The sequence below is a fragment of the Streptomyces sp. A5-4 genome, assembly GCF_051131715.1.
Taxonomy (GTDB): domain Bacteria; phylum Actinomycetota; class Actinomycetes; order Streptomycetales; family Streptomycetaceae; genus Streptomyces.
This window is the reverse complement of sequence record NZ_CP178591.1, coordinates 2077487-2104396: the sequence shown is the minus strand read 5'-3', so window position 1 is coordinate 2104396 and position 26910 is coordinate 2077487. Positions and strand designations below refer to the sequence as shown.

The following is a 26910-nucleotide window of genomic DNA, read 5'->3' as shown; positions in this document are numbered from 1 at the left end:
ACCTCGCCGGTGTGTTGTGTATCACTCTTGACTGGTCTAAACCGCACCCCCATATTTGGCGAACTTGTGTAGATGTCATGTGCAGCCTGGGGTGGGGAAATGAGCGGTTGTTCAAGGCGTCGCGCACGCCACAGAGTTGGCGTGGTCGTCTTGGCGGCCGTGCTGGCAGGAGTGCTTCCCCCCGTGGCGGCCGTCCAGGCTGCGAACCCTGCTTCAGCGCGCACGGACAAGGCTCCTGCCGAGAACCGGACTGCGCTGGAGAAGGCAGCCGCCTCGGGTGAGTCGGTGGAGGTTGTCGCCGATCGCACCGCGTACTCGCAGACGCTGGCGAATCCGGACGGGACGTTCACGCTGACCCAGTCCACATCGCCGCAGCGGGTCAAGGGTGCTGACGGCGCCTGGCGTGCAGTGGACGCCACCCTTGAGCGACGTGCCGACGGCAGCGTCGGCCCGAAGGCCGCCGTGGTCGATCTGGGGTTCTCCGGAGGCGGCAGTGGCGCGGACATGATCCGGTTGGGGAGTCGCCGCGGCTCCATGACGCTGGGCTGGCCCGGACCTCTGCCGGAGCCGAAGTTGCAGGGAGCCACGGCCACCTATCCCGAGGTCCTTGCGGGGGTGGACCTCCAACTGACGGCCACCGTTGAGGGATATCGCGAAGTGCTGGTCGTCAAGACGGCCGAGGCGGCGGCGAATCCCCGGTTGGAGCAGATCCGCCTTGCTGCGGGGGGACAAGGCCTGAATCTGGTGGAGGGGGCCGGCGGCGGGCTGCGGGCGCTGGATGAGGACGGCAACGCTGTCTTCGTCGGGCCGGCCGGGCAGATGTGGGACTCCGCCGGTGGCGAGGGCCCGCAGCCGCAGCTTTCACGCTCGAGTGCTCTGGACACACCGCAGTTGGTTGACACCGCGGCTGCTGGGGGCGACTCCGCAGAGCCGGGCAAGGGGGATGCGAGCGCTGACCTCCCGGTTGCCGTGGCACCGGACGCGCTCACCATCGCGCCGGATCTGGCACTGTTGCGTGGCCAGAAGACGGTCTATCCGGTCTTCATCGACCCACCGGTCGGTTTGGGCGCCTCGGAGCGCACGGTCCTGTCTTCGGACGGCGATCGATTCTACGACTTCGACGGTGATTACGGCGTCGGCAACTGCAGTCGTAATGGTCCCTACTACTGCGGTTCCGACTACACGAACCGGATGCTCTTCGAGTTCGCGCCCACCAAGCTGTCGGGCAAGCATGTCCTGGATGCGACCTTCCGTGCCCACGAGACGTGGTCGTTCTCGTGCACCCCACAGTGGGTGAACCTCGTGCGTACCAACAACTTCTCCGAGGGGACTCGCTGGCCGGGGCCCAAGGAGCTGGATCTGTTGGGTGACCGCCATGTCTCCGCGGGCCGGGGCGACCAGTGCAGCCCTGATCAGCCCGATTCCTGGGTGGAGTTCAACGACAACCCGGCCGAGCCGGACGAGAACCTGAGATCGTCGGTGCGCTCCTTCGCGGATGGCAAGATCACGCGCTTGACCTTCATGCTCAAGGCCAAGTACGAGAATGACCCGGATGGGTGGAAGCGATTCGACGACAACGCCGAACTGCAGGTCACGTACGTGGCAAAACCCGGCGTGCCGACGAACGTGACGTTGATCCCCGGGGACGGAACCACGGGGTATTGCAAAGCGTCCTCGTCAGACCCGTTGATTGCTACTGAACTTGATTGGGTGATGTCGGGGCCATTCGCCTGACAGCGACCCGGCGGCTTCGGTAGTCCTGGGTTGTGAGGTACGCGCAGGGCGGCGGGTTGACCGACGCTGAGAGGGCCGTGCGGGAGCGGATCCGGCTGTTGGCCGTGGAACGCTTCGAGGGCGGGGAGAAGAACCGGGAGATCGCGGGCGCGCTACGGGTGTCCGAGCGGTCGGTGGAACGCTGGCGCCGGCTGTGGCGTGAGGGCGGTGGGTCCGGGGTCCTGTCGAAGGGCTCGCCGGGACGGCCGAGGCTGAGTGACAGGCAAATCGCCAGGCTGGAGGGCGAGTTGGAGCGCGGGCCGCTGGCGCATGGCTGGGATGACCAGCGATGGACACTGGCTCGGGTGAAAACGCTGATCGGCCGCCTGTTCCACGTCACCTACACCGTGGAGGGGACATGGCGGCTGCTCAAACGCCACGGCTGGTCCTGGCAGCAGCCGGCCCGCCGGGCGATCGAGCGTGACGACGCGGCCGTCGAGTTGTGGAAGAAGGAGGTCTGGCCGCGGGTAAAAGCGCCGCGGCGGCTCGCGGGGCCTGGATCGTCTTCGAGGACGAGGCCGGGCAATCGATGAGACCGTCGCGCGCCAGGACATGGGGCCGGGTGGGCCAGACCCCCGAGGTCCGCGTCCGTGGCCGGGGCTCCGGCCGAGTCTCCATGGCCGGTATGACCTGCTACAGGCAGGGCAAGCGGTCCCGGATGTTCTACAGCTTCCACGTCTACCGCGGCCGCAAGAACGAGAAGAAGGGCTTCGCCTGGGAGGACTTCCGCGACCTGATAGTCCGGGCACACATCCAGCTCGGCGGGCCGATCGTCCTGGTCTGGGACAACCTGCGCGCTCACCTCATGCCGCAGATGAGGGCGTTCATCGAAGCGAACGAGGACTGGCTGACCGTCTTCCAGCTCCCCTCATACGCTCCCGACCTCAACCCCCAGGAGGGCGTCTGGTCGCTGGTCAAACGGACCATCGGCAACCTCGCCGCCGCGAACCTCGACCAACTGGCCCGAGCCGTGAAGCGAAGCCTCAAGCAGATCCAGTACCGACCGCACCTGGTCGACGGATGCCTCGCCGGCACCGGCCTGATCATGGAAAACTGATGCCGATCAGGCCGACATCACGAGTTCAAGTTCAGTACCCGCACCGACCCGAGAGTGCTGGGGCGGGTGCAGACTCAGGTGCAGCCCAAGCCCGATGAGGAGAAGGGGTCGCTCCAGGCCGAGTTCCTGGTCGAACGCCAGCAGCCGGACAAGGCGTGGGACCACGTGTGGAGCGACTACCGGCCCCGGCCAGGATGGGACCCGGACGGCACGCTGGAAGGCACACGGATGACGGCCCGCGCCGACGGCGGGTTGTACCGGTACAAAGCCCGAACGCAGTCGCACTGGGCCTACGCCGGCAAATCGGGCAACCTGTTCTCCGCCTACTCGAAGTGGTGCTACTTCAAGATCGACTCAACGGCACCCAAAGCTCCCACCGTCACTTCAGTGCACACGTACACCGAGTGCGCCGCGGTCTGTGAGGGCCGAGGCGGCCCCGGCTCCGAGGGGAAGTTCGCCTTCAAGCCGAACCCTGCGGACAAGGACATCACTGGCTATCGGTGGTGGCTGACCTCATCGCGGACAGGGGCGAAGGAAGTTGCCGGGGAAAACGCGACGGCCTCTGTCACCCCCTCTCTCGCGGGTACGCAGGTGCTGTCCGTGGAAGCGAAAGACGTGCGCAGGCGGTGGGGCACACCGGCCGAGTTCATTTTCAAAGTGAATCCGGCTGAGGCATCTGTAGGCCGCTGGAGCTTTGATGACTACCCCGCCGGCTCGGCGGACAAGCTGGCGAAGGACTCAGCCACGGTGGGGGCACGCCACAACGCAATCATGCACACGGACGGGACGGGCTTTTCTTCGCTCGCCCGTCGTGGGGAAGACGACCAGTCGTTGTGGTTGAACAGCGCGGACCCTGCCAAGCAGCAGGGATACGCGACCCTCGCCGCACCAGGCGTGCGGACCGAGGAGTCATTCACCGTGTCCACCTGGGCATTTCTCACCGACGCCTCGGTGAACCGAGTGGTGCTCTCCCAACCCGGCACGAAATCTTCGGCCTTCGCGCTCTACTATTCCAGCGCATCCAAGAGGTGGGCATTCAATCGCGCGGACAAGGACCAGCAAACCCCGGTCCTCATCCGCTCGCAGGCTGATCAGGAGAGTCCGCCTCTGAGGGTGTGGACGCACCTCGCAGGCGTTTTCGATACGAAAGCGACGGCAAGCAAGGCGGATGACACCATTCAGCTGTTCGTCAATGGACGCCCGCAGGGTGCCCCAGTTGTCCTGTCCCAGGCTGCTGCCAGTTACGAGCCATGGATCGCTTCCGGCGGTATGCAATTCGCCCGTTCGGTGAAGAGCAATGTGGGGGGAGAGCACTTCCGTGGTCTGCTGGACGAGACCGCATTGTGGCAGCGCCCCTTGGGAGAGGGAGAGCTCGCGCTGGAAGCCGAGGCCGTCCAGGACGGTGTCGCGGCCAATGAGCTGGTGGCCGCCTGGGACGCCTCGACATCCGTCGGCACCGAGGTCAAGGAGACAACGCCATACAGCATCGGGGGCCTGAAACTTTCGGCCTCGGGCTCCGCCCTGGACGAGGTGGAAAATACTCTGACTCTGGACGGTCTATCGGGGTACGCCGCGACGACGGGCCCGTTGGCAGGGCGGCTTCAAGTTCCCGGTAGGAGCGGGCTGTCGGTGATGCCCCAGATCCAGACGGCGTGTTCGGGTGCGTCCCGGATCGCTCGGGTGGTCTTGGCGATGTTGTCCGCTCCCAGCAGTCGCAGCCTGCCGATGGCCAGGTTCCGCAGAGCGGCCATCGCCCGCGGCGCGCTGCCGGTGTGGACGGTGGAGGCGTCCTCGGCGAACACCACATCTCTGACATGGTGGCTGAAATTTTCGATTCCCCAGTGCCCGCGTACGTATCCGCCCAGGTCAGCGGGGCTGGCCTGGTGGGTATCGAGGCTGGTGACGGCGTAGACCGTCTCCCGGGTCTGCCGCTTGCCGCTCTCCTGGCGGCGCCGGTGGATGCGCAAGGCCAGCCGCGCTTCCGGGAAGGCGATCCCGCCCAGGTTCTCAGCGATGGCCATGGCCTTGACCGAGCGGGACTCCCGCCGCCCGTGCCCGGTCCCGGAGACCGTGTGCGCCACGGGCACCTGCTCCCACGGCAGAGCTTTGACCTGGGCCGACGCGGTCGGCTGGTTTCCCTTGATCACCGCGATGTAGTGGGCCTTCTTCTCCTGCACCAGCCAGCGCACCTGATCCTTGACGCTGTGCAGGGCGTCGAAGGTGACCACGGCGCCGGCCAGATCGAGTGGTTCCAGCAGCGGGCGGAAGGCGGCCGTCTCGTTGGTCTTGGCCCCCACCTCCCGCTGGGCCAGGGTGACGGTGGGGGCGTGGGTGACGGCGGACAGCAGGTGCCGGTGGCGCTGCTGCCGGTGCGCGGATCCGGACAGCGCCTTGCCGTCCACCGCGATCGCCGGCCGCGGCGACGAGACGGTGCGGCCGACATCGGTGTGGTCGCGTTCGGTCAGGTAGGCACCGATCGCAGTGTCCAGGGCATCGCCGTCGAGGGCGGCCAGGAGCCGGGTGAGGGTGGCATGGGACGGGGCTCGCCGACGTCCGGGCAGGTGGCGGCGGATGCCGAACTGTTCCAGCACCGTGGTGGTGGCGCGCTGTCCCCACTCGGTGATCTCGGTGATCGTCCGGGCGCCGGAGACGACTGCGCAGGCGCAGATCAGCAGCAAGCCGACCAGGGGATACCACCGACCGCGACGCGAACGCGGATCGGGTACGCGCCCGAAGTGGGCGCACAGGCGACCGGTGTCGTGCTCGTGGAGGGGACCCAGTTTCGCCAGAACAGCAGGCATCGGGAAGGATGGAGCGGCAGGCACGGGACCTCAAAGTGATCAGCTGGCGTAGACACCCTGATGATCACCGGTCTCGTGCCTGTGCTGTTGCCGCGTCAACTCCCGCTGGGCGCGGACGATCTACGCGATCCCGGAACTTGCAACCGCCCTGGCCCGTTGGTCGACGAGTCGGGATCGTTCACCGTGTCCGCCCAAGTCCAGTTGGACAAGGCCGAACTTGCCACGAAACCTGTCGGTTACCAGGCGCAGGTAGCCGGCCAACGTGCGGGCCACGAGTCGTCATGGGCTCTGTGGGTGACCAAACGGGGAGAAGACGCCTACCAGTGGAAGTTCACCCGCACTGCCGTTGATGCCACGGGCAAGGTTTCGCAGAGTGCGGAGGTAGCACCGCTCGGTGAACTCGCCGCAGTCGACACGTGGGTCGATGTCACAGGGGTCTTCGACGCCCAGGAAGCATGGGACTGGACCGACCCGGCGGATGAAACCAGGACCGAGACCCGCTTCGGCAAGCTACGCCTTTACACCAGCTCCAGTCCGGTCACGGACGAGGCGGGCAAGGCAGGCTTCACCGCCGGCCAACAAGGCAATGGCGAACTGTCGGTCGGCCGGGGGACTGCTGCGGGGAGCACCGCGCATTACCTGCCCGGCAGCCTGCAGAAGTTGAGGATCTGGGCAGGCGCCATGTCCGACGAACAGGTCAGTTCTCAAGTCGTGGACGCCGACGCACTCTCGAGCACTCCGTAGTAGCTGGGCTCCGGGAGCGCTGAGCGCCCGGAGCCCATCGCCCAATGCGCACACACCAACCGATACGCCCCTGCCATGAGACCGGGGCAGTGGCCGGGCGCGCCCTCACGGGGCGCGACCCACAGTAGGGGCGGGAATGATGTTGTTCGGATCGGCTCAAGCCAGGAGACCCAGTGCACGTCCGCGACGACCCTGGACACGCCGCATCGCGACGACGCTCGGTTTTGCGCTGATACCGGGGCTGCTGACACCAGTGGCCTTCGCAGTCGATCCGGACCCGTTGGGCCGCCCCAAGCTGCCCGGGCACAGCTCGGACAAGGTCGTGCCGTTCGTAGCCAAGGGTGACAAGGCGGCAGCCGCCGCCTTGAAGAGGGCCGCTGCCGCAGATCAAACCGCCGCCGAACGGGCCAAGAAAGATCAAGGCAGGCAGGTCACCTGGCCGAAGTCGGGGAAGAGCACGCTGACGTCGGCCGGCCACGGCACGGACAGCGCCGAGCCAGGCAACCTCCCGGTATCGCTGGCACCCCCGTCGGTCGGCAAGGGCGCCAAGAGGGTGCCGACTGCCGCCTCCGTCACGGTGCGGGTCCTCGATCAACGGGCTGCGCAGAAGCTCGGGGTCAAGGGCCTTGTGCTGACCGCGACGGGCCCCAAGGGCGGTGGAAGCGCCCAACTCGGCATCAAATACGCTGCGTTCGCCTCCGCCTACGGTGGCGACTGGGCCGGGCGCCTACAGGTCCTGCGCCTGCCCGACTGCGCCCTGAGCGACCCGACAAAGGCCAAGTGCCGCACCCGTGCCCCGCTTGACTTCACCAACAAACGCAGCGACCAGGAATTGCAGGCCAGACTGGCCTTCGGCTCGGCTCCACAGGCTCGGACAACCGGCCAGACGATGGTTCTTGCCCTGGCAGCAGGTGCCAAGTCTGCCGCCGGCGACTACAAGGCCACCCCGCTCGCGGCGTCCTCGACGTGGGAGGCAGGAGGGTCTTCGGGCACCTTCAACTGGTCCTATCCGTTGCGGACCCCGCCCGCCGCAGCCGGTCCGCGGCCGGATCTCTCCCTCTCCTACAACTCCGGGAGCGTGGACGGGCGCACGGCGTCGACCAACAACCAGGGCACCGCGATCGGTGAAGGCTTCGACCTCACCTCCTCGTACATCGAGCGCAAGTACGGCTCCTGTGACGACGACGGGCATGACGAGAAGAACGACCTGTGCTGGAAGTACGACAATGCTTCCCTCGTCCTGAACGGCAAGGCCACAGAGTTGGTCAAGGACGACACCAGCGGTGCGTGGCGGCTGGGGAGTGACGATGCGTCCACCGTCACCCACTCCACGAGTTCGACCAACGACAACGGTGACGACGACGGCGAGTACTGGACTGTCATCACCGGCGACGGCACCAAGTATGTGTTCGGCCAGCACAAACTTGAAGGTGCCGCGGCGAGTGACCGCACCGACTCGGTTTGGACTGTGCCGGTCTTCGGTGACGATGAGGGTGAGCCCGGCTACGAAGACGGCACTACCCTCGCCGACCGGGCCAAGACGCAGGGCTGGAGGTGGAACCTCGATTACGTCGAGGACACTCACAAGAACGCCATGTCCTACTGGTACAAAGCCGAGTCCAACTACTACGACAAGCTGAGCGACGACAACAACGGAACGGCCTACACCCGTGGCGGCTATCTGGAAGAAATCAGATACGGCCAGAACGCCGATGCCTTGTTCTCCGCAACTCCAGCAGCATCGAACAAAGTCACCTTCTACTACGACGAGCGCTGCCTGGCGTCCGGCACCGGCTGCGACGCATTGACCGAAGACACGCGCGACAACTGGCCCGATGTGCCTTACGACGCCGCGTGCAAAGCCGACGAGAAGTGCACCGGAAACGGCGGCCCCACCTTCTTCACCCGCAAGCGCATGACCAGTATCACGACCTCCGCGTGGGACGCTGCAGCAGCCACCCCGGGCTTCGCCGCCGTGGATGGGTGGTCGCTCAAGCAGAAGTACCTCGACCCCGGCGACACGGGAGACTCCAGCGATCAGTCCCTGTGGCTGGACGAGATCCGCCACACCGGAATGCGCGGCACCGACATCACCCTGGACCCGGTCAAGTTCGACCATGAATTCCGCCCCAACCGAGTCGACAGTGCCTCGGACGACATTCTTCCGTTGGAAAAGCCTCGACTGAAGGCAGTCACGTCCGAGGCGGGCGCGGCCACCATTGTCGACTACATGCCGGCCGATTGTGTCGCGGGCCAGGCCATGCCCAAGGTCGACGCCAACACTCGGCGCTGCTACCCCGTCTATTGGTCCCCCAACGGGGAGAAGGAACCGATTCTCGACTGGTTCCACAAGTACCCGGTGACGGGCGTACGTACTACGGACCCCCGCGGTGGTTCCGACACCGTGACGCACACCTACCAGTACGCGGGCGGCGGGGCCTGGCACTACAGCAACGACCCCTTGACCAAGAAGAAGGAACGCACCTGGTCGATCTGGCGTGGCTATGGCAAGGTCACCAGCCTCACAGGTGTCGCAGGAGACGCGAACAAGCCCCAGGGCAAGACCGTCACCGTCTACTTGCGCGGAATGAACGGGGATCGGGTCCTGGGCGAAGACGGCAGGACGCCTGACAAGGAAAAACGCCAGGCCGCCGCAGTCGCCGGGATCAAGGCTCCGTCCATCACCGATTCGGATCAGTACGCCGGTTTCACTCGTGAAAGCGTCACCTACAACGGTGCCTCCGAGGTGAGCGGAACCGTCAACGACCCGTGGTCCAAGCGCACCGCAACCCAACACAAGTCCTACGCGGACACCGAGGCGTACTACGTGCGCGTCGGAGCCACTCACGAGCGCACCAACATCACCAGTGGTGTCACACCGCGTGACCGGGTGCGTACCACCGACTCAAGCTATGACGACCACGGAATGGTCTCCTCTGTCGAGGACCAGGGTGACACCGCGGTGACTGGTGACGAGACTTGCACTCGCACGTGGTACGCCCGCAACAGCAAGCTCGGAATCAACAGCCTTGTTTCACGCATGCGTACGGTCGCCCGGAAGTGCTCCGTGGACGACTCGGACCTGAACCTGCCGGTCGATTCGACCCGTCCCGGCGACGTTCTCTCTGATGTCGCGAGTACGTACGACGCAACCACCTGGTCAGAGGTGCAGGAGCCGACCAAGGGTGACGTCAAGTGGGCCGGCCGCGCAAAGGGATACGACTCGGCCAATGCCCCGGTCTGGCAAAGGGTAGCCACCACTACGTACGACACGTTGGGCCGCCCGCTGGTGGTGAAGGACACCAACGATGCGGTGGGCTCCACCAATACCTACACACCGGCGTCGAGTGGTCCTCTGACTGCCACCTCGATCACGAATACGGAGGGGCACAAGTCCTCGAACAGTCTGGACTTCGCAACCGGCGTGGTGGAGAAGGGTGTAGACCCCAACGGCAAGACGACCGAGTCCGAGCATGATGCGCTCGGCCGAGTCACCAAAGTCTGGTTGCCCAACCGGCTCAAGATTCTGGGCGCGCCTCCGAACCGGGTCTTCGACTACAGCATCTCTGCTTCCGGCCTGCCGTGGGTGTCCACGGCCATCGCCAAGGGCGATGGCAATGGCTACAACACCACCTTCGAGATCTATGACTCCCTCCTGCGGTCTCGTCAGATTCAGACCCCTTCGCCGTCCGGCGGCACCGTCATCGCGCAGACCCTCTACGACGACCGAGGCCAGGCGTACTCCGCTCAGTCCGACATTTGGGATGCGGCAGCTACCCCGTCCGGCAAGATCGTTGAGACCGATGGTGGACAGGCCCCTGTCCAGACCGACACCGCCTACGACGGTGCCGGCCGCGCCGTCACGGCCGTCACGAAGACCCGCGGTACGCCTCGCTGGACGGTCGACACCAGATACACGGGCGACACCGTCGCGTCCACGGCTCCCGCCGGCGGGCAGGCCACGGCTGTCGTTACCAATGCCCTAGGCCAAACCACGGAGCGGCGTGAGTACGGCGGATCGCAGCCGACCGGAACCGACTTCACCACGACCAACTTCACGTACAACCTGGATGGCCGGCAAGCCACCGTTACAGGCCCTGATCAAACCAAGTGGTCTTACTCCTATGACTTGTTCGGACGCCAGGTCAGCTCAACCGATCCTGACAAGGGCAAGTCCGACACGGGCTACAACGCTCTGGACCAGACGATCAGCACAACCGACTCTCGTGGCCAGACGCTCCACTCCGCCTACGACCCGCTCGGCCGTAAGACCGGCCTATGGGAAGGCACGAAGAGCGACGCCACGAAGATCGCTGCGTGGACTTTCGACACCCTGGCCAAGGGGCAGCAGGACACTGCGGTGCGTTACGACGGTGGCATCACCGGCAAGGCGTACACGCAGAAGGTCACGAGCTACGACAACCTCTATCAGCCCACTGGCCACCAGCTGATCCTGCCGGACAAGACCAAGGAGCCGCTGGTCGCTGCAGGAGTACCCCAGACGCTGTCCTTCACCGCCAGCTACAACCTCGACGGAACTGTCAACTCGGCCCGCCAACCGGCTGTCGCGGTACTTCCCGCCGAAACGGTCAGCAACACGTACAACTTCAAAGGCGTGGGGCTCCAGCAGACCGCGAAGGGCACCACCGGCTACCTCCAGGACGCCGGCTACTCACCCGTCGGAGACCTTGAACGGCTCGGCCTCGGTACCGACAGTGCGACGTCCTCCAAGAAGATGTACCTCAACTTCGGATATGAAGCCGGTACCCGACGCCAGGGCGGCTTCAAGTTCCCGGTAGGAGCGGGCTGTCGGTGATGCCCCAGATCCAGACGGCGTGTTCGGGTGCGTCCCGGATCGCTCGGGTGGTCTTGGCGATGTTGTCCGCTCCCAGCAGTCGCAGCCTGCCGATGGCCAGGTTCCGCAGAGCGGCCATCGCCCGCGGCGCGCTGCCGGTGTGGACGGTGGAGGCGTCCTCGGCGAACACCACATCTCTGACATGGTGGCTGAAATTTTCGATTCCCCAGTGCCCGCGTACGTATCCGCCCAGGTCAGCGGGGCTGGCCTGGTGGGTATCGAGGCTGGTGACGGCGTAGACCGTCTCCCGGGTCTGCCGCTTGCCGCTCTCCTGGCGGCGCCGGTGGATGCGCAAGGCCAGCCGCGCTTCCGGGAAGGCGATCCCGCCCAGGTTCTCAGCGATGGCCATGGCCTTGACCGAGCGGGACTCCCGCCGCCCGTGCCCGGTCCCGGAGACCGTGTGCGCCACGGGCACCTGCTCCCACGGCAGAGCTTTGACCTGGGCCGACGCGGTCGGCTGGTTTCCCTTGATCACCGCGATGTAGTGGGCCTTCTTCTCCTGCACCAGCCAGCGCACCTGATCCTTGACGCTGTGCAGGGCGTCGAAGGTGACCACGGCGCCGGCCAGATCGAGTGGTTCCAGCAGCGGGCGGAAGGCGGCCGTCTCGTTGGTCTTGGCCCCCACCTCCCGCTGGGCCAGGGTGACGGTGGGGGCGTGGGTGACGGCGGACAGCAGGTGCCGGTGGCGCTGCTGCCGGTGCGCGGATCCGGACAGCGCCTTGCCGTCCACCGCGATCGCCGGCCGCGGCGACGAGACGGTGCGGCCGACATCGGTGTGGTCGCGTTCGGTCAGGTAGGCACCGATCGCAGTGTCCAGGGCATCGCCGTCGAGGGCGGCCAGGAGCCGGGTGAGGGTGGCATGGGACGGGGCTCGCCGACGTCCGGGCAGGTGGCGGCGGATGCCGAACTGTTCCAGCACCGTGGTGGTGGCGCGCTGTCCCCACTCGGTGATCTCGGTGATCGTCCGGGCGCCGGAGACGACTGCGCAGGCGCAGATCAGCAGCAAGCCGACCAGGGGATACCACCGACCGCGACGCGAACGCGGATCGGGTACGCGCCCGAAGTGGGCGCACAGGCGACCGGTGTCGTGCTCGTGGAGGGGACCCAGTTTCGCCAGAACAGCAGGCATCGGGAAGGATGGAGCGGCAGGCACGGGACCTCAAAGTGATCAGCTGGCGTAGACACCCTGATGATCACCGGTCTCGTGCCTGTGCTGTTGCCGCGTCAACTCCCGCTGGGCGCGGACGATCTACGCGATCCCGGAACTTGCAACCGCCCTGACCCGACGCCTCAAGAAGTCCTACGTCACTACCGACTTCCACAGTTACATGCTGCAAGACCTCGCCTTCAACCAGGACGACGCAGGCAACGTCACTTCCATTTTCGACAGTGCGACGCTCGGTGGTACCGGCAAAGCCGACAATCAATGTTTCACCTACGACGGCCATCGGCGGCTCAGCCCGGATCCACCGGCTTGATACCTGTGGATAGTTTCTCCGGAAATAAAGAAGTGCCTTGTGACCTGCGATGATGGGGTTTCTCTAGGACCACATCAGGCACGATCGGCAAGGCACTTCCGAGATGCAATCTTCCCATGCCGCGGCGGCGGTCTCATCCGTGTTCGACGATCCGAATCTGGTCGCGTACGGCGGGCTGGAGCCGGTGATCCGGCTGGCCGAGCGGTGTGGTCTGCCGACTCTGGCCGATGATCTCATCAGGCTGCCGCGCTCGAAGGACGGCACCGGCGCCTTCCCCGCGGCGAAACTGATGTCGCTGGTGGGCGGCATGGTCGCGGGCGCCGACAGCATCGATGACATGGACCGGCTGCGGCACGGTGCGATGGGCCGCCTGTTCTCCGGAGTGCGGGCCCCGTCCACGCTGGGGTCGTTTCTGCGTTCCTTCACGCACGGGCATGTGAAGCAACTGCACGCCGTGGCCCGCCGGTTGCTGCCCAAACTGGCCCGTCACGCCCCGCTGCTGCCCGGCGCGGACCAGGTCGCCTACGTGGATGTCGATGACACCATCCGCCGCACCTACGGCTACGCCAAGCAGGGCGCCGGATACGGATACAGCAAGGTCAAGGGCCTGAACGCACTGCTCGGCATTGTCTCCACACCCCTGTCCGCCCCGGTGATCGCCGCCACGAGGCTGCGCATGGGACCCTCGAACTCCGCGCGCGGGGCGGCAGCTTTCGTGGCCGAGAACATCCGTACCGCCCGCGCCTGCGGCGCGAGCGGCCTGCTGGTGGTACGGACGGACTCCGCGTTCTACGGCGCGGACGTCATCAATGCCTGCCGGACGCTGGGCGCCCGTTTCTCGGTCACGGCTCGGATGAACACCTCCGTCAAGGCCGCGATCGCCCGCATCAACGAGGACGCGTGGACGCCGATCAAATATCCCCAAGCGGTCTGGGACGAGGAGGGCCAGTGCTGGATCTCGGACGCTGAGATTGCCGAGGTCTCCTACACCGCGTTCACTTCCAAGCCGAAGAAGCAGCAGGTCGCCGCCCGTCTGATCGTGCGCCGCGTCAAGCGCCTGGGCCATGGCGCCGTCCCTGCAGGGCAGGGCACGCTCTTCGACACCTGGCGCTACCACGCCGCATTCACCGACTCCCCGCTCTCCTTGAAGGACGCCGAAGCCGATCACCGTCGGCACGCTGTCGTCGAGCAGGTGATCGCGGATGTCAAGAACAGCGCCTTCGCCCACGCGCCGTCCGGGCATTTCCAGGCCAATGCCGCGTGGCTCGCACTGGCAGCCGTGGCGCACAACCTGACCCGCGCCGCCGGCACCCTGGCCGGAACGTTCCATGCCAGAGCGACCACCGCCACCATCCGTGACCACCTGATCAGCGTGCCCGCCCGCCTGGCCCGCTCGGCCCGCCGCCTCACCCTGCACCTGCCCGAACGCTGGCCCTGGAGCGGGGACTTCACCCAGCTCTTCAGCACGGTGCATGCGCCACCAGCCCTCTGACGCTCCCTGACCGACCTGCCCGAAAGGGCCCGAGACCTGTGGACAAGTGGAAGAGCTGGACAGACCAGCGGCCACCCCATGCCCGAATCCACAGCTCAGCCTCGACGCGGCCTGCACACCCCCGAAACGATCAATCCAAAATCAAGCCGGTGGATCCGGGCTCAGTAACGCCTGGACCCCGAAAACGGCAGACTGTGGCGTCGCGGGACGCACGACGACGAACCTCGACGGCGCAGCCCCGTACTGGAACAGCTACACCTACACCGACGCCGGTCAGCGCAGAACTGAAGCTACGCACGCCCTCGCAGGCACCACCACCACTAGTTACGAATACGGCACCAAAACGGGGCAGCCTCACCCCCTTGCGAAGACCACCGGACCAAAGTCCGCCAGCTACGGTTATGACTCTGCCGGCAACACCACGAGCCGTCCCGGCACCCAGGCCACCCAGGATCTGGTGTGGAACACCGAAGGCAAACTCGTCTCCGCTGCCGAACCCGCAGCGGGAACCAAGCCCGCCACGGGCACTCGCTATCTTTACGATGCCTCAGGCGAGTTGCTCATTCGACGCTCCACCAAGAGCGACGGCGACACCGTCCTCTATCTCGGCGCGACCGAGGTCCGGCTCAGCGCCAAGGGAGCCACTAAGACCCTGACGGGTACCCGTTACTACGGAGCGGCAGCCCAGAACATAGCTGTCCGAACCGCCGTACAAGACGTCACCACCAAGACCATATCGGGCACCAAACTCAATTTCCTGGCCGGCGACCACCATGGCACGTCGGGCCTCGCAATCGACGCCACCACCTGGGCCGTCACCAGCAAGCGCTACACCATGCCCTTCGGCGCCTCTCGTGGCGCCTCGGCAACGAACTGGCCTGACGACAAGGCATTCCTCGGCAAGCCGGCCGACACGACCACCGGGCTTACCCATGTCGGCGCCCGGGAATATGATCCAGCTACCGGCCAATTCATCAGCGTCGACCCGTTGTTGCAGGCTGACATCGCGCAGACGCTCAACGGATACAGCTACGGCGCTCAGAACCCTCTCTCCAATACTGACCCCAGCGGTCTCGGCCTGCCTTGTGGTGGCAATGGGGCGCCTGAACCCTGCCCTATGACGCCGGATGGTAAGCGAGGTACCGGGCGGCCAAATGAGGGCACTGGCGGCGGCCTGCCATCGCAGCCACACGAATGCAATAGCAGCTGTGGCGGTGGTTGGCAGGTTGAGGGCGTCACGGGTACGGACAATGACGGCAATGGCAAGATTGCTGTATATCCGGGTGTCGATATCCCTGTCAGGTGGAAGAAGACCCAACAGTTCATCGACTTTTTCTACGCGAAAATACGTGAATTCTGTGGCCCCGCCGCGACGCTGGATTGCTATGCGGATCCTGCCTTCAGTACGGATATCGCGGTCGCATCAGCCGGTGCCTGTCATGCTGCTAGCTGTCCCGCAATGGGTGAAATGTGGGGGCTGTATGCCGGGTCCGTTGCAGCTTTCGGGGTGCTCGGAGGAGTAGGCGGTCGTGGCGGGGCGCGAGGAGGGAATCGAAAGGGATCGGACTGCAACAAGTGCTTCCTGGCCGGCACTGATGTGCTGATGGCTGATGGGAAGACGAAGGACATTGAAGATGTCGAGGTCGGTGACAAGGTCCTGGCGAGGGATCCTGAAACAGGTGAGTCAGGGCCGCGGGAAGTGACGCGTCTCATCGTTACCGAGGATGACAAGCACTTCAATAAGTTGTCGATAGCCACCGACGACGGTGTCCGGCCACTGACGGCGACCCACGAGCACCCCTTCTGGTCTCCTTCCGAGGGGCAGTGGGTCGAGGCGGCGGATCTCGCGCCAGGGATGACGCTCCTCACCGACACCGGCGACACCGTAATCGTGACGGCGAACCGCTCCTTCACGAGGCATGCCAGGACCTACAACCTCACCGTCGACGACCTGCACACGTACTATGTGCTGGCGGGGGCTACGCCGGTCCTGGTACATAATTCCGGCGGATGTGGCTTCGGCCTGGATGAGGCTTCTGCGTCTGGGCGGAAACTTGACCCGAAGGACAAGAGGGGGGAATTTGAACTTGCAGGAAATGCGCTATCGAAGCATGCGGGACGTGCTTCAAATAGCGGGCGCTGGCCCGTACCTTCGGGGAAGCGGAATCCGGGTTCTTGGAACGCCCTGGGTCGAGATCAACTTGACGACATTTTGACCCACCCCGGAGGCGTCGCATCACAGGGGCGGGGGCGCATTAACGGTCAGTGGCAGGACGTCACTGACATCCGCCTCCCAGACGGTCGAGGGGCTCGGTTCTCGCAGTCCGGCGGCTTCTCAGGGTTCTTGGACTGAAGTGGAGTGTCCGGACGTGTCTAGTGAAGAATTCGAAGGAAGAGATATTGAGGTCATCGACTTCGACGACGTCTCCTCCGGAGAGCATGTAATTGAATTTCGCGACCCGCAGGTGAATCGAAATGATTCAATCCTGGCCATCTCGATTCCTGAAGATGGTGCGTGGGGAGGTGCGGTTGTTAGCGTCGATCCTCGAGTCGGGGACATCCCCGTAGCGTTCATGATCTGGGCAATTAAAATTGCTCAGGCAAGAATGAGATGAAGCTCCAGAAGGCCCCTCCGGAACGCTCCGGGGGGGCCTTCTGGGTCTTGACGGCAACGCTGACGGCAACGTCAGTGGACGGCTGCCGCTGACGGTGGATTGTCAGGCTTCTCCGGCTCTTGCAGAGCGATGTTCATGGCGTCGATGGCCTGGCGCTGGAGGCGCAGCCGTACGTGGGCGTAGACGCCGGCGGTGACGCCGATGTGGGCGTGGCCGAGCAGCTCTTTGATCACGACGAGGTCGACGCCCTGCTCTAGGGCCTGTGTCATGTCGTGATCAGTTACCGTGTTTCGCCTCTTTGTGGGAGCGGGATCCGGTAGGACCTTGGTCGTGACGCGTAGGCAACTCACCCATGATCAGTGGAAGTTCATCGAGCCGTATCTGCCGATCGGTAGGTACGGTCCGTATCCGGAGCGGTTGCGGGAGCAGTTCGAGGGTGTGATCTGGCGGTTTAGGTCCAGCGGTCAGTGGCGGGAGATGCCTGCAGAGTTCGGCCCCTGGGCCACCGTCTACGGACGCTTCCGCGTCTGGCGGAACGCCGGCGTGTTCTCCGCCCTGCTGGAAGGCCTGATCGCCGAAGGCGCCCGCGCCGGACGAACAGACTTGTCGCTGGTCAGCGTGGATTCCACAACGGTCCGCGCCCACCACGACGCCGCAGGCATGCGTGTCAGCAAGCACCTCATGGACGCCCTGGAAGAAGCCGCGCAGGAGCAGGAGACCGCACGGCAAAAAGGGGGGGACCGGAGGAACAGAACGGACAGGACGAGCGCCGGCGGACCCGGCGCAGGCGCAAGCTCCGCCTGAAAGAAGCTGTGCTCGGCAGGTCCCGGGGCGGGCTGACCAGCAAACTTCATCTCGCCGCAGACCGCAGGTGCCGTCCGCTCGCGCTGGTCCTGACCGCCGGGCAGGCCGGGGACAGCCCCCAGTTCATCCCCGTACTCGCGCGGGTCCGAGTCCGCCTGCCCGTCGGCCGCCCTCGCAGCAGACCCGGCGCGGTCGCCGCGGACAAGGCCTACTCATCCCGCGGCAACCGCTCCTACCTGCGCAAACGCGGCATCAAAGCGGTCATCCCCGAGAAGAAGGACCAGGCCGCCCACCGGAAGAAGAAGGGCGCACGAGGTGGCCGACCCGTCACCTATGACGCGGACCTTTACAAGGAGCGGAACACCGTCGAGCGCCTGATCAACAAGCTGAAGGCCTGGCGAGGAATCGCCACCCGATATGACAAATCGCCCGAGAGCTACCTCGCCGGCGTCCACCTCCGCGCCGCGATGATCTGGATCGACGACCTATCAAAGACCGCCGACTGATCACGACATCACACAGGCCCTAGGACGTGTTTGAGATGTTGATCAAGGTTATGAAATGATCTTGGGATGTCTCGTGGTGACCTGACGGACGCGCAGTGGGATCGGCTGGAGCCGCTGTTGCCTCCGATACCGAAGATGGGCCGGCCTCCGAGGGATCGGCGGCAGGTGTTCGACGGGATCTGGTGGCGGGCCCGGACCGGCTCGCCCTGGCGGGATCTGCCCGAGCGGTACGGGCCCTGGGAGACGGCATATGCGGTGTTCCGGCGCTGGCAGGTCGACGCGACCTGGACCCGGATCCTGACGAAGTTGCAGGTCAAAGCGGATGCCGACGGGATCATCGAGTGGGAGGTCTCGGTCGACTCCACCGTGTGCCGCGCACATCAGCATGCCGCCGGGGCCCGCAAAAAGGGGCTGACGATCCGGGCCGGCCGCGCGAGGACGGCCTGGCGGCCGAGCCGGACGACCACGGTCTCGGACGTTCGCGCGGCGGGTTGACCACCAAGATTCACCTCGCCGTCGACGCTTCCTTCCACGTCCTGGCCGCTGTCATCACCGCCGGACAGAAGGGTGACGCACCGGCCTTCGAGCAGGTGATGGCCCGGATCCGTGTCCCCCGGACCGGTGGTGGGCGCCCACGGACCCGGCCCGTCCACGTGCTTGCCGACCGGGCCTACTCCTCCCGCGCCATCCGCTCCTACCTGCGCAAACGCCAGATCCCGCACACCATCCCGGAGAAGCGTGACCAGGCAGGACACCGCCTCCGACGAGGTTCGGCAGGCGGACGCCCACCTGCCTTCGACCGCGAGATGTACAAACGCAGGCACAAAGTCGAGTGCCGATTCGCCCTGCTGAAGCAAGCCCGTGGCGTCGCCACGAGATACGACAAACTCGCCGTCCGCTACGAAGCCACCGTCCAACTCGCCTTGATACGACAGTCGCTATGACCACATCTCAAACACGTCGGGAGTGTCATGAATCAGGTGTGGGTCTCCCCGAAGGAGTGAGCCTGATGAGTACGACGACTGATCACCTGATCGAGGGCGTCGACGGCGTGTCACTTGCCGAGGTCGGCGATGGCGCTCAGGGTGCCGACGTGAAGTCGATGCCGGTATCGCACAACGGTCTGTCCAGCGAGCTGCTGGAGGAGCTGGCCGCGCTCGCGGCCGAGAAGGTCCGCGGCGGGGGACTGCGGCTGATGGGCGAGGGCGGCCTGTTGCCGGAGCTGGCCCAGCACCTGATGCAGTCCGCTCTGGAAGCCGAGATGGACGAGCATCTGGCCGTGGAGGCCGGCCGGGTCGGTGGACGCGGGTCGCGCTCGGGTGGCAACACCCGTAACGGGTACCGGGCCAAGAAGGTGATGACGGAGGTCGGTGCTGTCACGGTGCAGGTCCCCAGAGACCGGCTGGGTACCTTCCAGCCCCGGATGCTGCCCAAGTACGCCCGCCGCACCGGCGCGTTGGACGACCTGGTGCTCTCGCTGACCGCGAAGGGACTGACCTCCGGTGAAATCGTCTCCCATCTCGCCCAGACGTACGGGATGACGACGACAAAGGAGACCATCTCCACGATCACCGACAAGGCCCTGGAATCGATGGCAGAGTGGCGCACGAGGCCGCTGGACTCGGTCTACCCGGTCATCTTCATCGACGCCGTGCACGTGAAGATCCGGGACGGCTCTGTCGCCAACCGGCCCATCTACGTGGCCGTCGCGGTCACCGCCGACGGCTATCGCGAGATCCTCGGGCTGTGGGCCGGGGACGGCGGCGAGGGCGCCAAATACTGGCAGACGGTGCTGACCGAGATCAAGAACAGAGGCGTCCGTGACGTGCTGATGCTGGTCTGCGACGGGCTCAGCGCCCTGCCTGACGCAGTGAACGCAGTCTGGCCCCAGACCGTGGTCCAGACCTGCGTGGTGCACCTCCTGCGTGCCAGCCTGCGTTATGCCTCGCGCCGCGACTGGGCCGAAGTCGCCCGCGACCTCAAGCCCGTCTACACCGCCGTCAACGAGGACGAGGCCCGGACACGGCTGACGGACTTCGACGACAAGTGGGGCAAGCGCTACCCCTCGATCGCCGGGACCTGGGAGCGGGCCTGGAGCGAGTTCGTGCCCTTCCTCGGCCTTCCCGACGCCATCCGGCAGGTCGTCTACACCACCAACGCGATCGAGTCCCTCAACGCCCGCTACCGGCGCGCGGCCCAGGCCTGCGGACACTTCCCCAACGAGACCGCCGCCCTCAAGCGCCTCTACCTCGCCACCCTCGCCCTGGACCCCACCGGCCGCGGCCGCCAGCGCTGGAACAACCGCTGGAAGTCGGCGTTGAACGAGTTCGACGTCCTCTTCGACGGCCGCCTCACCGCCGGACGGGTGTAGACCGAACAGCCCACCGAAAAACCTGTAGGCCAAACAGACGAACCACACCTGAATCCTGATAGACCCAACACGTCCTAGGAGCAGGGTGGCGGTGGAGTGGCGTAGGTCGTGGAAGCGGATGCGGCGTAGCCCCGCACGGTCGAGGAGTCGGCGAAAGCGCCGGGTGAGGTTGGCAGGATCGAGCGGGCCGCCAGTCGGGGTGGTGAAGACGAGACCGCTGTCCGTCCAGCCCGTTCCGGCAGCTTGGCGTTCTTTCTGCTCTTGCTCCCGGTGGAGTTTGAGGGAGTTGATGCATTCGGTGGGGAGGGCGATGCGGCGTTCGGAGGCACGGGTCTTGGTGTGCAGGATGGTCAGGCCGCCGGTGCGGGTGCGCTGGAGGGAGCGGTGGATGCTGGCGGTGCCGCCGTCGAGGTCGAGGTCTTCCCAGTGGAGGCCGAGGAGTTCGCCTTTGCGGAGGCCGGTGCGCAGGGCGAGTTCGTACAGGGCGTGCAGTCGGTCCAGTCTGGCTGCCTGGAGGAACTGACGGGCCTCAGCGGCCGTGAGCGGGTTGAAGCGGCGTGGGCGCGGCTGTGGGGACTTGACGTTCCGGGCGATATTGCGCGGGAGTTCGTCCTCACGGACGCCGTGCTCCAGGGCGGACTTGAGGACCGAGTGCACGTACGCAACGGTCAGCGGTGAGAGCCGCTTGCCGCAGCATTCGCCGATGGCGCAGCAGCGTCTCAAAGTGACATCGAGGTCGCGGGTGCAGCACTGGCAGGCGGTGCGGAGCCGGTCGAGGAACGTGCGTACGTCTTTGGCGGTGAGCCGGGAGAGCTTCTTGGTGCCGAGGCCGGGCTGGAGGTAGAGGCGGATGCAGGTGGCGTAGCGGGTGTGGGTGTTCTCCCGCAGCCGGTGGACGGCGACGCTGTTGAGCCAGTATGCGAGGTACACGCCCACGGTGCTGTCCGCCGTTGCGACGGGGAGGCCGCGGTTGCTGTCGGTGATCTTCTCGGCGAGTTTGTCGGCGGCGTCCTTGCGGGTGGTGCCGTAGACGCGGACGCGCCTGCGGCTGCCGTCGGCGACGAGGACGCAGCCGGCGGCTTCCCAACGGCCATCCTTGCGCTGGTAGATGGTGCCCTCGCCGTTCGCGCGGGTCTTCTTGCGGGGAGCGGTCATCGGGCGGCCTCTTCCAGGTGGCGCTGGATGTAGTCGTCGAGCGCGTGGGCGGGGATGCGGCGGGCGCGGCCGATGGTCAGCGAGGCCAGGCGCCGGGTGCGCAGAAGGGCGTAGAGGGCGGAGCGTCCGATCTTGAGGCGAGCCATGGCCTCGGGGACGGTGAGGAGCTCGTCGCTACGCACGGGCCGTCACCGCCTCGGGGCGGGTCCGACCGCCGACGAGCGTGGCAAGGCGTTCGAGGTCGGGGGGGAGCCCCACCCCGTCGTACGCCCAGTGGGCGATCACGAGTGTGGTCGGCTCGGGTGCGGGGATGTGGCGGCGGTGCCAGGCGGCGCGGGCGTCGCGGAGCGCGCCGAGGGTGGTGGAGTAGGCGCGGGTCTTGGTGGAGAAGTGGCCGCGGAAGCCGAGCATGTGGGCCCAGGCCCGCAGTTTCAGGTGTTCGAGGTCGCGGCGGGCGCCGAGGGCCCAGGCGGTGCGGATCATGCGGGCGGCGTGGTCGGGAATGGTTTCCTGGCCGAGTTCGGCGATCAGCTTCAGTCGGCGGTCGAGGGTGCCGGTCGCGCTCTCGGCGCCCTTGGTGGCGTACTTCGCGACGTACCCGGCGACCTTGCCCTCGGTGATGGTGGTCCCGTCATGGAAGGCAGCGGACCGGATGGCCTTGACATCCAGCTCTTTACCGAAGACGAAGGAGTGGGCGGGGCCGTCGATCTCGGGCCCGTCGACGTGGGCGCTGGCGGCGGCAGTGCGGACGGCGTCGGCGAGCAGTTCCGGGGTGGCGCAGGCGGGCGGCGGAGTGTAGCCGCCTGCGGGGCCGTCGAGGCGGATCACGGCGTGGAAGTGGATCAGCCCGCGTCGCTGGTACTCGGCGACCTTGGCGTACGAGATCTGGGCGATATCCGGGAGGGAACGCTGGGGGATTCCGGCTGCGGCGGCGATGGTGCGGCGCAGGTGGAGCATGAAGCGGGCCCACAGCGTGGGAGCGTGGGCGTTCCACAGGACGGCGCCGGTGTAGTCGTATCGGTCGGCGTTGAGCGGGGTGCCGAGAGCTGGGTCGTCCCTGGTGTGGGTGCGTCCGCACCCGCAGCGCGTGGAGGTTGCGGAGCGTCGGCCGTGGACCGGGCCGAAGGACGGGGCGGTGAGGGTGGCGAACACCCGTGGGTGGGTGGCGACTTGCTTGGGGATGGTTTTGCCGCCGCGTAGTCCGGCGGCCATGAGGTGGAAGGTGTCCTGGCGGTAGAGCTCGGCGCAGGAGGGGCAGCGGGTGGTGCGGCGGTTGCCGCAGCGCACCAGGAGGTGCCCGGCGGGCATCTTCGTGGACTTGAGTTCCCGCAGGATTTCGCCGGTGGTGGTGTTGATCTCGGTGCGGTGTCCTTCGAGCCGGATCGGCTGCGCGCAGCCGCCGAGGGAAGACAACTGTCGGACCAGGCCCGGAAGATCCCGGTAGGTGGCGAAGGCGGCCAGGTCGGAGCTGGTCAGTTTCGGGCGGGGGATTGTGGTGGTGCGGTTGTGCGGTGGCATGCTGGCAGGACCTCTCGCGTTTCGGCACCTACGTGCCGTGGATGGGGAGGGAGGCCCCGGCAGGGGCGAGGGTTTGGCGACTACACGCCTCTGCCGGGGATCACTGCGGTACGGACTCGGGCCGGTGTGGGACTGGCCCGCTCGGGCGGGTGGCCGGCGAGGTTCACGCGGCCTTGTCCAGGTCGAGGCGGGCGGGGAGCTCGCGCACCTTCAGACCGGAGGCGCACATCAGGTCGTTGATCTTCCAGCAGGCTTCAGTGGTCAGGTACACCGAGCGCAGCCGGACCGGGGTGCGCATGTCGCCGATGGAGGCGATCGATACGCCTTGGGGCATGGTGCGGTCGGCGGCGGTGATGTCCAGTTCCCGGCCGTCGGGGAACAGGTGAAGGAAGTCCTCGATCGTGTCGACGCGGTGGCAGATGCGGGCCGACAGGTTGGTGCGTACGGCGGTGGTCAGCACGTCGGCGGAGGGCTTCTGGGTGAGTAGCCACAGCCGGACCCCGAACTTGGCGCCCTGGCTGGCGATGGCCAGCAGTTCGGCTTCGAACCGTTCGCGGGCCTTGCGGTCCGGGTGCCGGGTGTAGTTCGCCACCTCGTCGATCACCACCAGCAACAGCGGCAGCTCCTCACTGAAGGCGGTGATGCGGTCCGTGCGCCCGGACCAGAACAGCCGCTCCCGTCGCTGCATTTCCTCGCGTACCCAGCGCAGGATCTCCGTCGGCTCATCGGGATGGGTGGCGTCGGAGACCTTGTACGCGGTGCGCCACCAGGGGGCGACGGCCCCGAGGTTGGGGTCGATCACGATCAGGCGCACGTCCCGCATTAGCGACGCCGAGGCGAGCAGGGTGTTCACCGTGATCGACTTGCCCGACCGGGTGGTCCCGGCGACGAGGGCGTGCGCGGAGTAGGCGAGGTTGAGCACGATCGGGGTGCCGTCCTCGTCCCAGCCCAGCAGCACCTCATCCGTGGAGATGAACTGCCCCGGGCGGCAGGCCGGGGACCCGTCCGGGCCGAGCAGCGGTGAGCGGATCACGGCCTCCAGCGGTTCGCGCCGGAACCCGCGCGCTACGATCACACCGGGCTTGGGCTGGGAGATGCGAATGCGCCGCATACCCCACGCGTCGCGCAGTCCTTCGGCGGCGTCCTGCCAGGCGCTCAAGCCCGCCTGCGGCAGCGCATCCGCGGTGACAGTGACGCCGAAGGGGTCAGCTCGGGTGTGCAGGCGCGGTGTCAGCACTCGTGGCTTGGCGGGCGTCTCGTCCGGGCTGAACTGCTGGAGCACGGTGGGGGTGGCGTCCTTGACCGCCAGGCCGAGCATCGGGGCCAGCCGCTTCCAGCCCCACCGCATCTGCCGCGCCTGCCGAAGGCTGGCACGGGTCTCCGTATCCGCCCGGTACCAGCGGATGAAGCAAAACCCGCCCCAGCCAAGCAGGCCGAATACTCCAAGGCCGAAGAGCCACAGCGCCCACAAGCCCAGGGCGCCCGGGGTGGCGGGCATCAGGCGCTCGCCTTGACGGTGACGGCGTCGGCGCGCAGCGAGATGCCGTGCCGGTCCTTGCCATTGATCTCGTTCTCCCAGGCCGAGGCCACCAGCCCGGTGAAGACGACCGGCATGCCGACTTTCAGGCCCTTGCCCAGGCCGGGCTCCGGGACGTTCACAGTGATCACTTCGGCCCGGCCGTTGAAGGCGAACATCACGTCCACCTGGTGCAGCTGGGCCCCGGTGGCCCGGTCGATCGCGCGCTCCCGGCCCTCCCGGTCCTTGAACCGCGCCCGGGGTTCGGCGGCCAGGATCTCCAGTGCCTGGGACTGGTCGATGGGCATGGTCTTCACGGCAAACCTCCAGGTGGGAAGGGCGTGCGTCACTCGTATGGGTGATCGTGTGCCGCAACCATACATCCAGTCCATCCGCATTCCATCCCTATCTAGTTCCATTCGTTGTTGGGGTGGTCCATCCGTCGGGCGGCTACCCTGGCACCGTGGATGGCTGAGCTGGTGAAAGAAGGGGCAGCGGTCCGCGTGAGACCTGTGAGATTCGAACCCGGACCAGGGATGGACATGCCTGCTGCTGACGGCGCGCGCTTGACGTTCGAACGCATCGCGGACGACCTGCGGCAGCAGATCCGGGACGAGGAGCTGCGGCCGGGCCAGCTGCTGCCGACGCAGAGCCAGCTCATGGAGACCTACAAGGCGTCGAGCCTGACCGTGCAGAAGGCCATCCGGCGCCTGCGCAACGAGGGTTGGGTCATCGCCCGCCAGGGTCGCGGCACGTTCGTCACCCGCTCGGCCGACTTCGAGGAAGCCTTCGAGACCGTTGCCAGTGATCTCCAGCAGCAGATCTACTCCGGCACCCTGGCGCCAGGGAACAAGCTCCCCGCCCGGGAGGTCTTGGCCGACCACTACTCGGTGCCGCTGAACGTGGTCAGCAACGCCATCGCCCTGCTGGCCAGTAACTTCCTCCTGCGCTACCCGGGCGAGGTGCCCGGCGACGACGTCTACGTACGCGACTGGGACGACCACGGCTTCGCCACGCAGCTCATCCACGGCCGGCTGGTCGGGAAGATCAGGGACGGATCACTGCCACGGGGCTCCACGGTGACCGTGGATGAAGTGATCGACATGATTGGCGGCGACGCGGATGCGGCGGAGCAGGCCCTGACCTTCCTCGCCCTGGAGGGCCGGATCAAGAAGGTCCACCGAACGAGCGGGCTGCATCAGGGGACCGCGTACGCCGTCGTGGGCGGCGGGTTCGGCACCGGATTGCCCGTCACCGTGGAACCGGTGGACGCGTCGCCCAAGGCGCCTGATGTCCCCAACCGGGCGTTCCCGTCGGCGGCCGGACCCGGGGACTTGGCCCACAATCTCGAACGCGCCCTGGAACAGATCGAAGACCTTCAAGAGCGCGTCGAGCGGCTGGAACGCGGCAACGCCGACTGAGGTACCCAGAGGTGCCGGAGCGCCCCCGGAGACCGTGGCGTCTCGCCTCCGGCGACGCTCTGCGTGCATGGGTCAGGACTGGTACTCGTAGCCGATGGTGAACCGGGGTGGCAGGCACCACTCCCCGTACTCGATGATCCCTTCCGAGTCCGACCACCGATGAGCACCGGCCAGGATCGGGGAACCGACGGGAAGACCCAGCGCACTCGCCTCGCGTGCGTCGGCGGGACGGGCGTGCATGTCATCACGGGCATGGGTGATCGTGCGCCCGGTGGCTTCTAGGACCCGCGCGGACAGCCCGTGATTGCGGCCCGGAGCGGTATTCAGCAGATCAGGGACCAGGGCGGCGAACGGCGCCGAATACCAGGTCACCGCGAACACCGTCCGCGTCTTGCCCCGCCCGGCCAGCCACTCACGCCGGACCACCTGATCCCCGGGCTCCAGATCGAAGATCTCGGCCACGTACAGCGGCGGAGCGATCAGCTCAGCAGCCGTCACCCGGCTGGTCTCTCCCTCGGCCAGGAACGACTTCACCCGCTGGACCCTGGCCAGCCGGTCCCGCGCCGACAGGGTCCACTTCGGGTCATCGGCGACGAAGGTGCCTCTCGGAGTGGTGCGGAGGTAGTTCTCGACCTGGAGGGCTTGCAGGGCCCTCGATACCGTGGCGGCGGCAGCCTGCCACTGTCCGGCGATTTCGCGGTTGGTCGGCAGCTTGGCGCCCGGCTCAAGCTCCCCGGCAAGGATGCGCTCCCGGAAGTGATCTGCGATCTTCGTGAACGTCTTGGGACTGGGCATACGGCTTGC

17 protein-coding genes and 5 pseudogenes are annotated in these 26910 nt (G+C 66.5%); 13 read left to right on the top strand and 9 right to left on the bottom strand.

Annotation, left to right across the window (positions count from 1 at the left end; translation table 11 throughout):
- The first annotated feature begins 99 nt into the window (after positions 1-99).
- The 3 genes and pseudogenes from ACLLJJ_RS09660 to ACLLJJ_RS09650 form a co-directional block, all read left to right on the top strand.
- Positions 100-1734 (top strand): hypothetical protein, encoded by a 1635-nt coding sequence (locus tag ACLLJJ_RS09660; RefSeq protein ID WP_434588963.1) that lies wholly within the window; start codon positions 100-102, stop codon positions 1732-1734.
- Positions 1735-1766: 32 nt separating this feature from the next.
- A protein-coding gene (locus ACLLJJ_RS09655) for an IS630 family transposase (protein ID WP_434588961.1) occupies positions 1767-2830 on the top strand; the annotation gives its coding sequence in 2 pieces (ribosomal slippage) (positions 1767-2214 and positions 2214-2830; 1065 coding nt in all).
- Positions 2831-3058: 228 nt separating this feature from the next.
- Positions 3059-4192: pseudogene (locus ACLLJJ_RS09650) on the top strand (LamG-like jellyroll fold domain-containing protein); the annotation flags it as partial.
- Between the two features lie 239 nt (positions 4193-4431).
- Here the strand turns inward: ACLLJJ_RS09650 and ACLLJJ_RS09645 are convergent.
- Positions 4432-5631, bottom strand: coding sequence for an ISAs1 family transposase (locus ACLLJJ_RS09645; protein ID WP_434588956.1), 1200 nt, complete (start codon positions 5629-5631; stop codon positions 4432-4434).
- A gap of 60 nt (positions 5632-5691) precedes the next feature.
- On the opposite strand from ACLLJJ_RS09645, the gene ACLLJJ_RS09640 reads away from it, so the two are divergent.
- Both ACLLJJ_RS09640 and ACLLJJ_RS09635 read left to right on the top strand, forming a co-directional pair.
- Positions 5692-6375 carry a LamG-like jellyroll fold domain-containing protein gene (locus ACLLJJ_RS09640; RefSeq protein ID WP_434588960.1) on the top strand — a complete coding sequence of 228 codons (684 nt, stop codon included), beginning with the start codon at positions 5692-5694 and terminating at the stop codon, positions 6373-6375.
- Positions 6376-6514: 139 nt separating this feature from the next.
- The gene (locus ACLLJJ_RS09635; RefSeq protein ID WP_434588958.1) at positions 6515-11191 is read left to right on the top strand and encodes an RHS repeat-associated core domain-containing protein; all 4677 of its coding nucleotides are present in this window, start codon (positions 6515-6517) and stop codon (positions 11189-11191) included.
- Here ACLLJJ_RS09635 and ACLLJJ_RS09630 read toward each other — a convergent pair.
- Positions 11160-12359, bottom strand: coding sequence for an ISAs1 family transposase (locus ACLLJJ_RS09630; RefSeq protein ID WP_434588956.1), 1200 nt, complete (start codon positions 12357-12359; stop codon positions 11160-11162). The two genes, ACLLJJ_RS09635 and ACLLJJ_RS09630, sit on opposite strands and share 32 nt — an antisense overlap.
- Positions 12360-12510: 151 nt before the next feature.
- Here ACLLJJ_RS09630 and ACLLJJ_RS09625 point away from each other — a divergent pair.
- From ACLLJJ_RS09625 to ACLLJJ_RS09610, 4 genes and pseudogenes are all read left to right on the top strand, one after another.
- Positions 12511-12690 (top strand): annotated as a pseudogene (locus ACLLJJ_RS09625) (hypothetical protein); the annotation flags it as partial.
- A gap of 121 nt (positions 12691-12811) precedes the next feature.
- Positions 12812-14200 (top strand): IS1380 family transposase, encoded by a 1389-nt coding sequence (locus ACLLJJ_RS09620; RefSeq protein ID WP_434588954.1) that lies wholly within the window; start codon positions 12812-12814, stop codon positions 14198-14200.
- A gap of 46 nt (positions 14201-14246) precedes the next feature.
- Positions 14247-16553, top strand: a complete 2307-nt coding sequence (locus tag ACLLJJ_RS09615) for a polymorphic toxin-type HINT domain-containing protein (protein ID WP_434588952.1) — start codon at positions 14247-14249, stop codon at positions 16551-16553.
- 16 nt (positions 16554-16569) lie between these two features.
- On the top strand, positions 16570-16815 hold the full coding sequence (locus ACLLJJ_RS09610) for a hypothetical protein (RefSeq protein WP_434588950.1): 246 nt from the start codon (positions 16570-16572) through the stop codon (positions 16813-16815).
- A 71-nt stretch (positions 16816-16886) separates the two neighbouring features.
- Here ACLLJJ_RS09610 and ACLLJJ_RS09605 read toward each other — a convergent pair.
- A pseudogene (locus tag ACLLJJ_RS09605) lies at positions 16887-17081 on the bottom strand (site-specific integrase); the annotation flags it as partial.
- 64 nt (positions 17082-17145) lie between these two features.
- Between ACLLJJ_RS09605 and ACLLJJ_RS09600 the strand changes: the two are divergent.
- The 3 genes and pseudogenes from ACLLJJ_RS09600 (at position 17146) to ACLLJJ_RS09590 (ending at position 20496) form a co-directional block, all read left to right on the top strand.
- Positions 17146-18125 (top strand): annotated as a pseudogene (locus tag ACLLJJ_RS09600) (IS5 family transposase).
- Between the two features lie 66 nt (positions 18126-18191).
- Positions 18192-19069, top strand: a protein-coding gene (locus ACLLJJ_RS09595) for an IS5 family transposase (protein ID WP_434588948.1) whose coding sequence is annotated in 2 segments (ribosomal slippage) — positions 18192-18542 and positions 18545-19069 — 876 coding nt in all. Because the reading frame shifts where the segments join, the coding sequence is not laid out codon by codon here.
- A gap of 158 nt (positions 19070-19227) precedes the next feature.
- A complete protein-coding gene (locus ACLLJJ_RS09590) occupies positions 19228-20496 on the top strand; it encodes an IS256 family transposase (protein ID WP_434600248.1) in 1269 nt (422 codons plus the stop codon).
- A gap of 75 nt (positions 20497-20571) precedes the next feature.
- On the opposite strand, the pseudogene ACLLJJ_RS09585 reads toward ACLLJJ_RS09590, so the two are convergent.
- The 5 genes and pseudogenes from ACLLJJ_RS09585 to ACLLJJ_RS09565 all read right to left on the bottom strand — a co-directional run.
- Positions 20572-21651, bottom strand: a pseudogene (locus tag ACLLJJ_RS09585) (tyrosine-type recombinase/integrase); the annotation flags it as partial.
- Positions 21648-21833 (bottom strand): helix-turn-helix domain-containing protein, encoded by a 186-nt coding sequence (locus tag ACLLJJ_RS09580; protein ID WP_434588946.1) that lies wholly within the window; start codon positions 21831-21833, stop codon positions 21648-21650. The pseudogene ACLLJJ_RS09585 and the gene ACLLJJ_RS09580, both read right to left, overlap by 4 nt.
- Positions 21826-23169 (bottom strand): replication initiator, encoded by a 1344-nt coding sequence (locus ACLLJJ_RS09575; RefSeq protein WP_434588944.1) that lies wholly within the window; start codon positions 23167-23169, stop codon positions 21826-21828. The genes ACLLJJ_RS09580 and ACLLJJ_RS09575 overlap by 8 nt, the downstream gene beginning before the upstream one ends.
- Positions 23170-23332: 163 nt before the next feature.
- A complete protein-coding gene (locus tag ACLLJJ_RS09570) occupies positions 23333-24667 on the bottom strand; it encodes an FtsK/SpoIIIE domain-containing protein (protein WP_434588942.1) in 1335 nt (444 codons plus the stop codon).
- Positions 24667-24993, bottom strand: coding sequence for a hypothetical protein (locus ACLLJJ_RS09565; RefSeq protein WP_434600359.1), 327 nt, complete (start codon positions 24991-24993; stop codon positions 24667-24669). The genes ACLLJJ_RS09570 and ACLLJJ_RS09565 overlap by 1 nt, the downstream gene beginning before the upstream one ends.
- A gap of 258 nt (positions 24994-25251) precedes the next feature.
- Here ACLLJJ_RS09565 and ACLLJJ_RS09560 point away from each other — a divergent pair, with 258 nt between their 5' ends.
- Entirely contained in the window at positions 25252-26106 is an 855-nt protein-coding gene (locus ACLLJJ_RS09560) for a GntR family transcriptional regulator (protein ID WP_434588940.1), read from the top strand.
- Between the two features lie 72 nt (positions 26107-26178).
- Here ACLLJJ_RS09560 and ACLLJJ_RS09555 read toward each other — a convergent pair whose 3' ends face one another.
- Positions 26179-26901, bottom strand: coding sequence for a GntR family transcriptional regulator (locus ACLLJJ_RS09555; protein WP_434588938.1), 723 nt, complete (start codon positions 26899-26901; stop codon positions 26179-26181).
- Positions 26902-26910 lie beyond the last annotated feature (9 nt).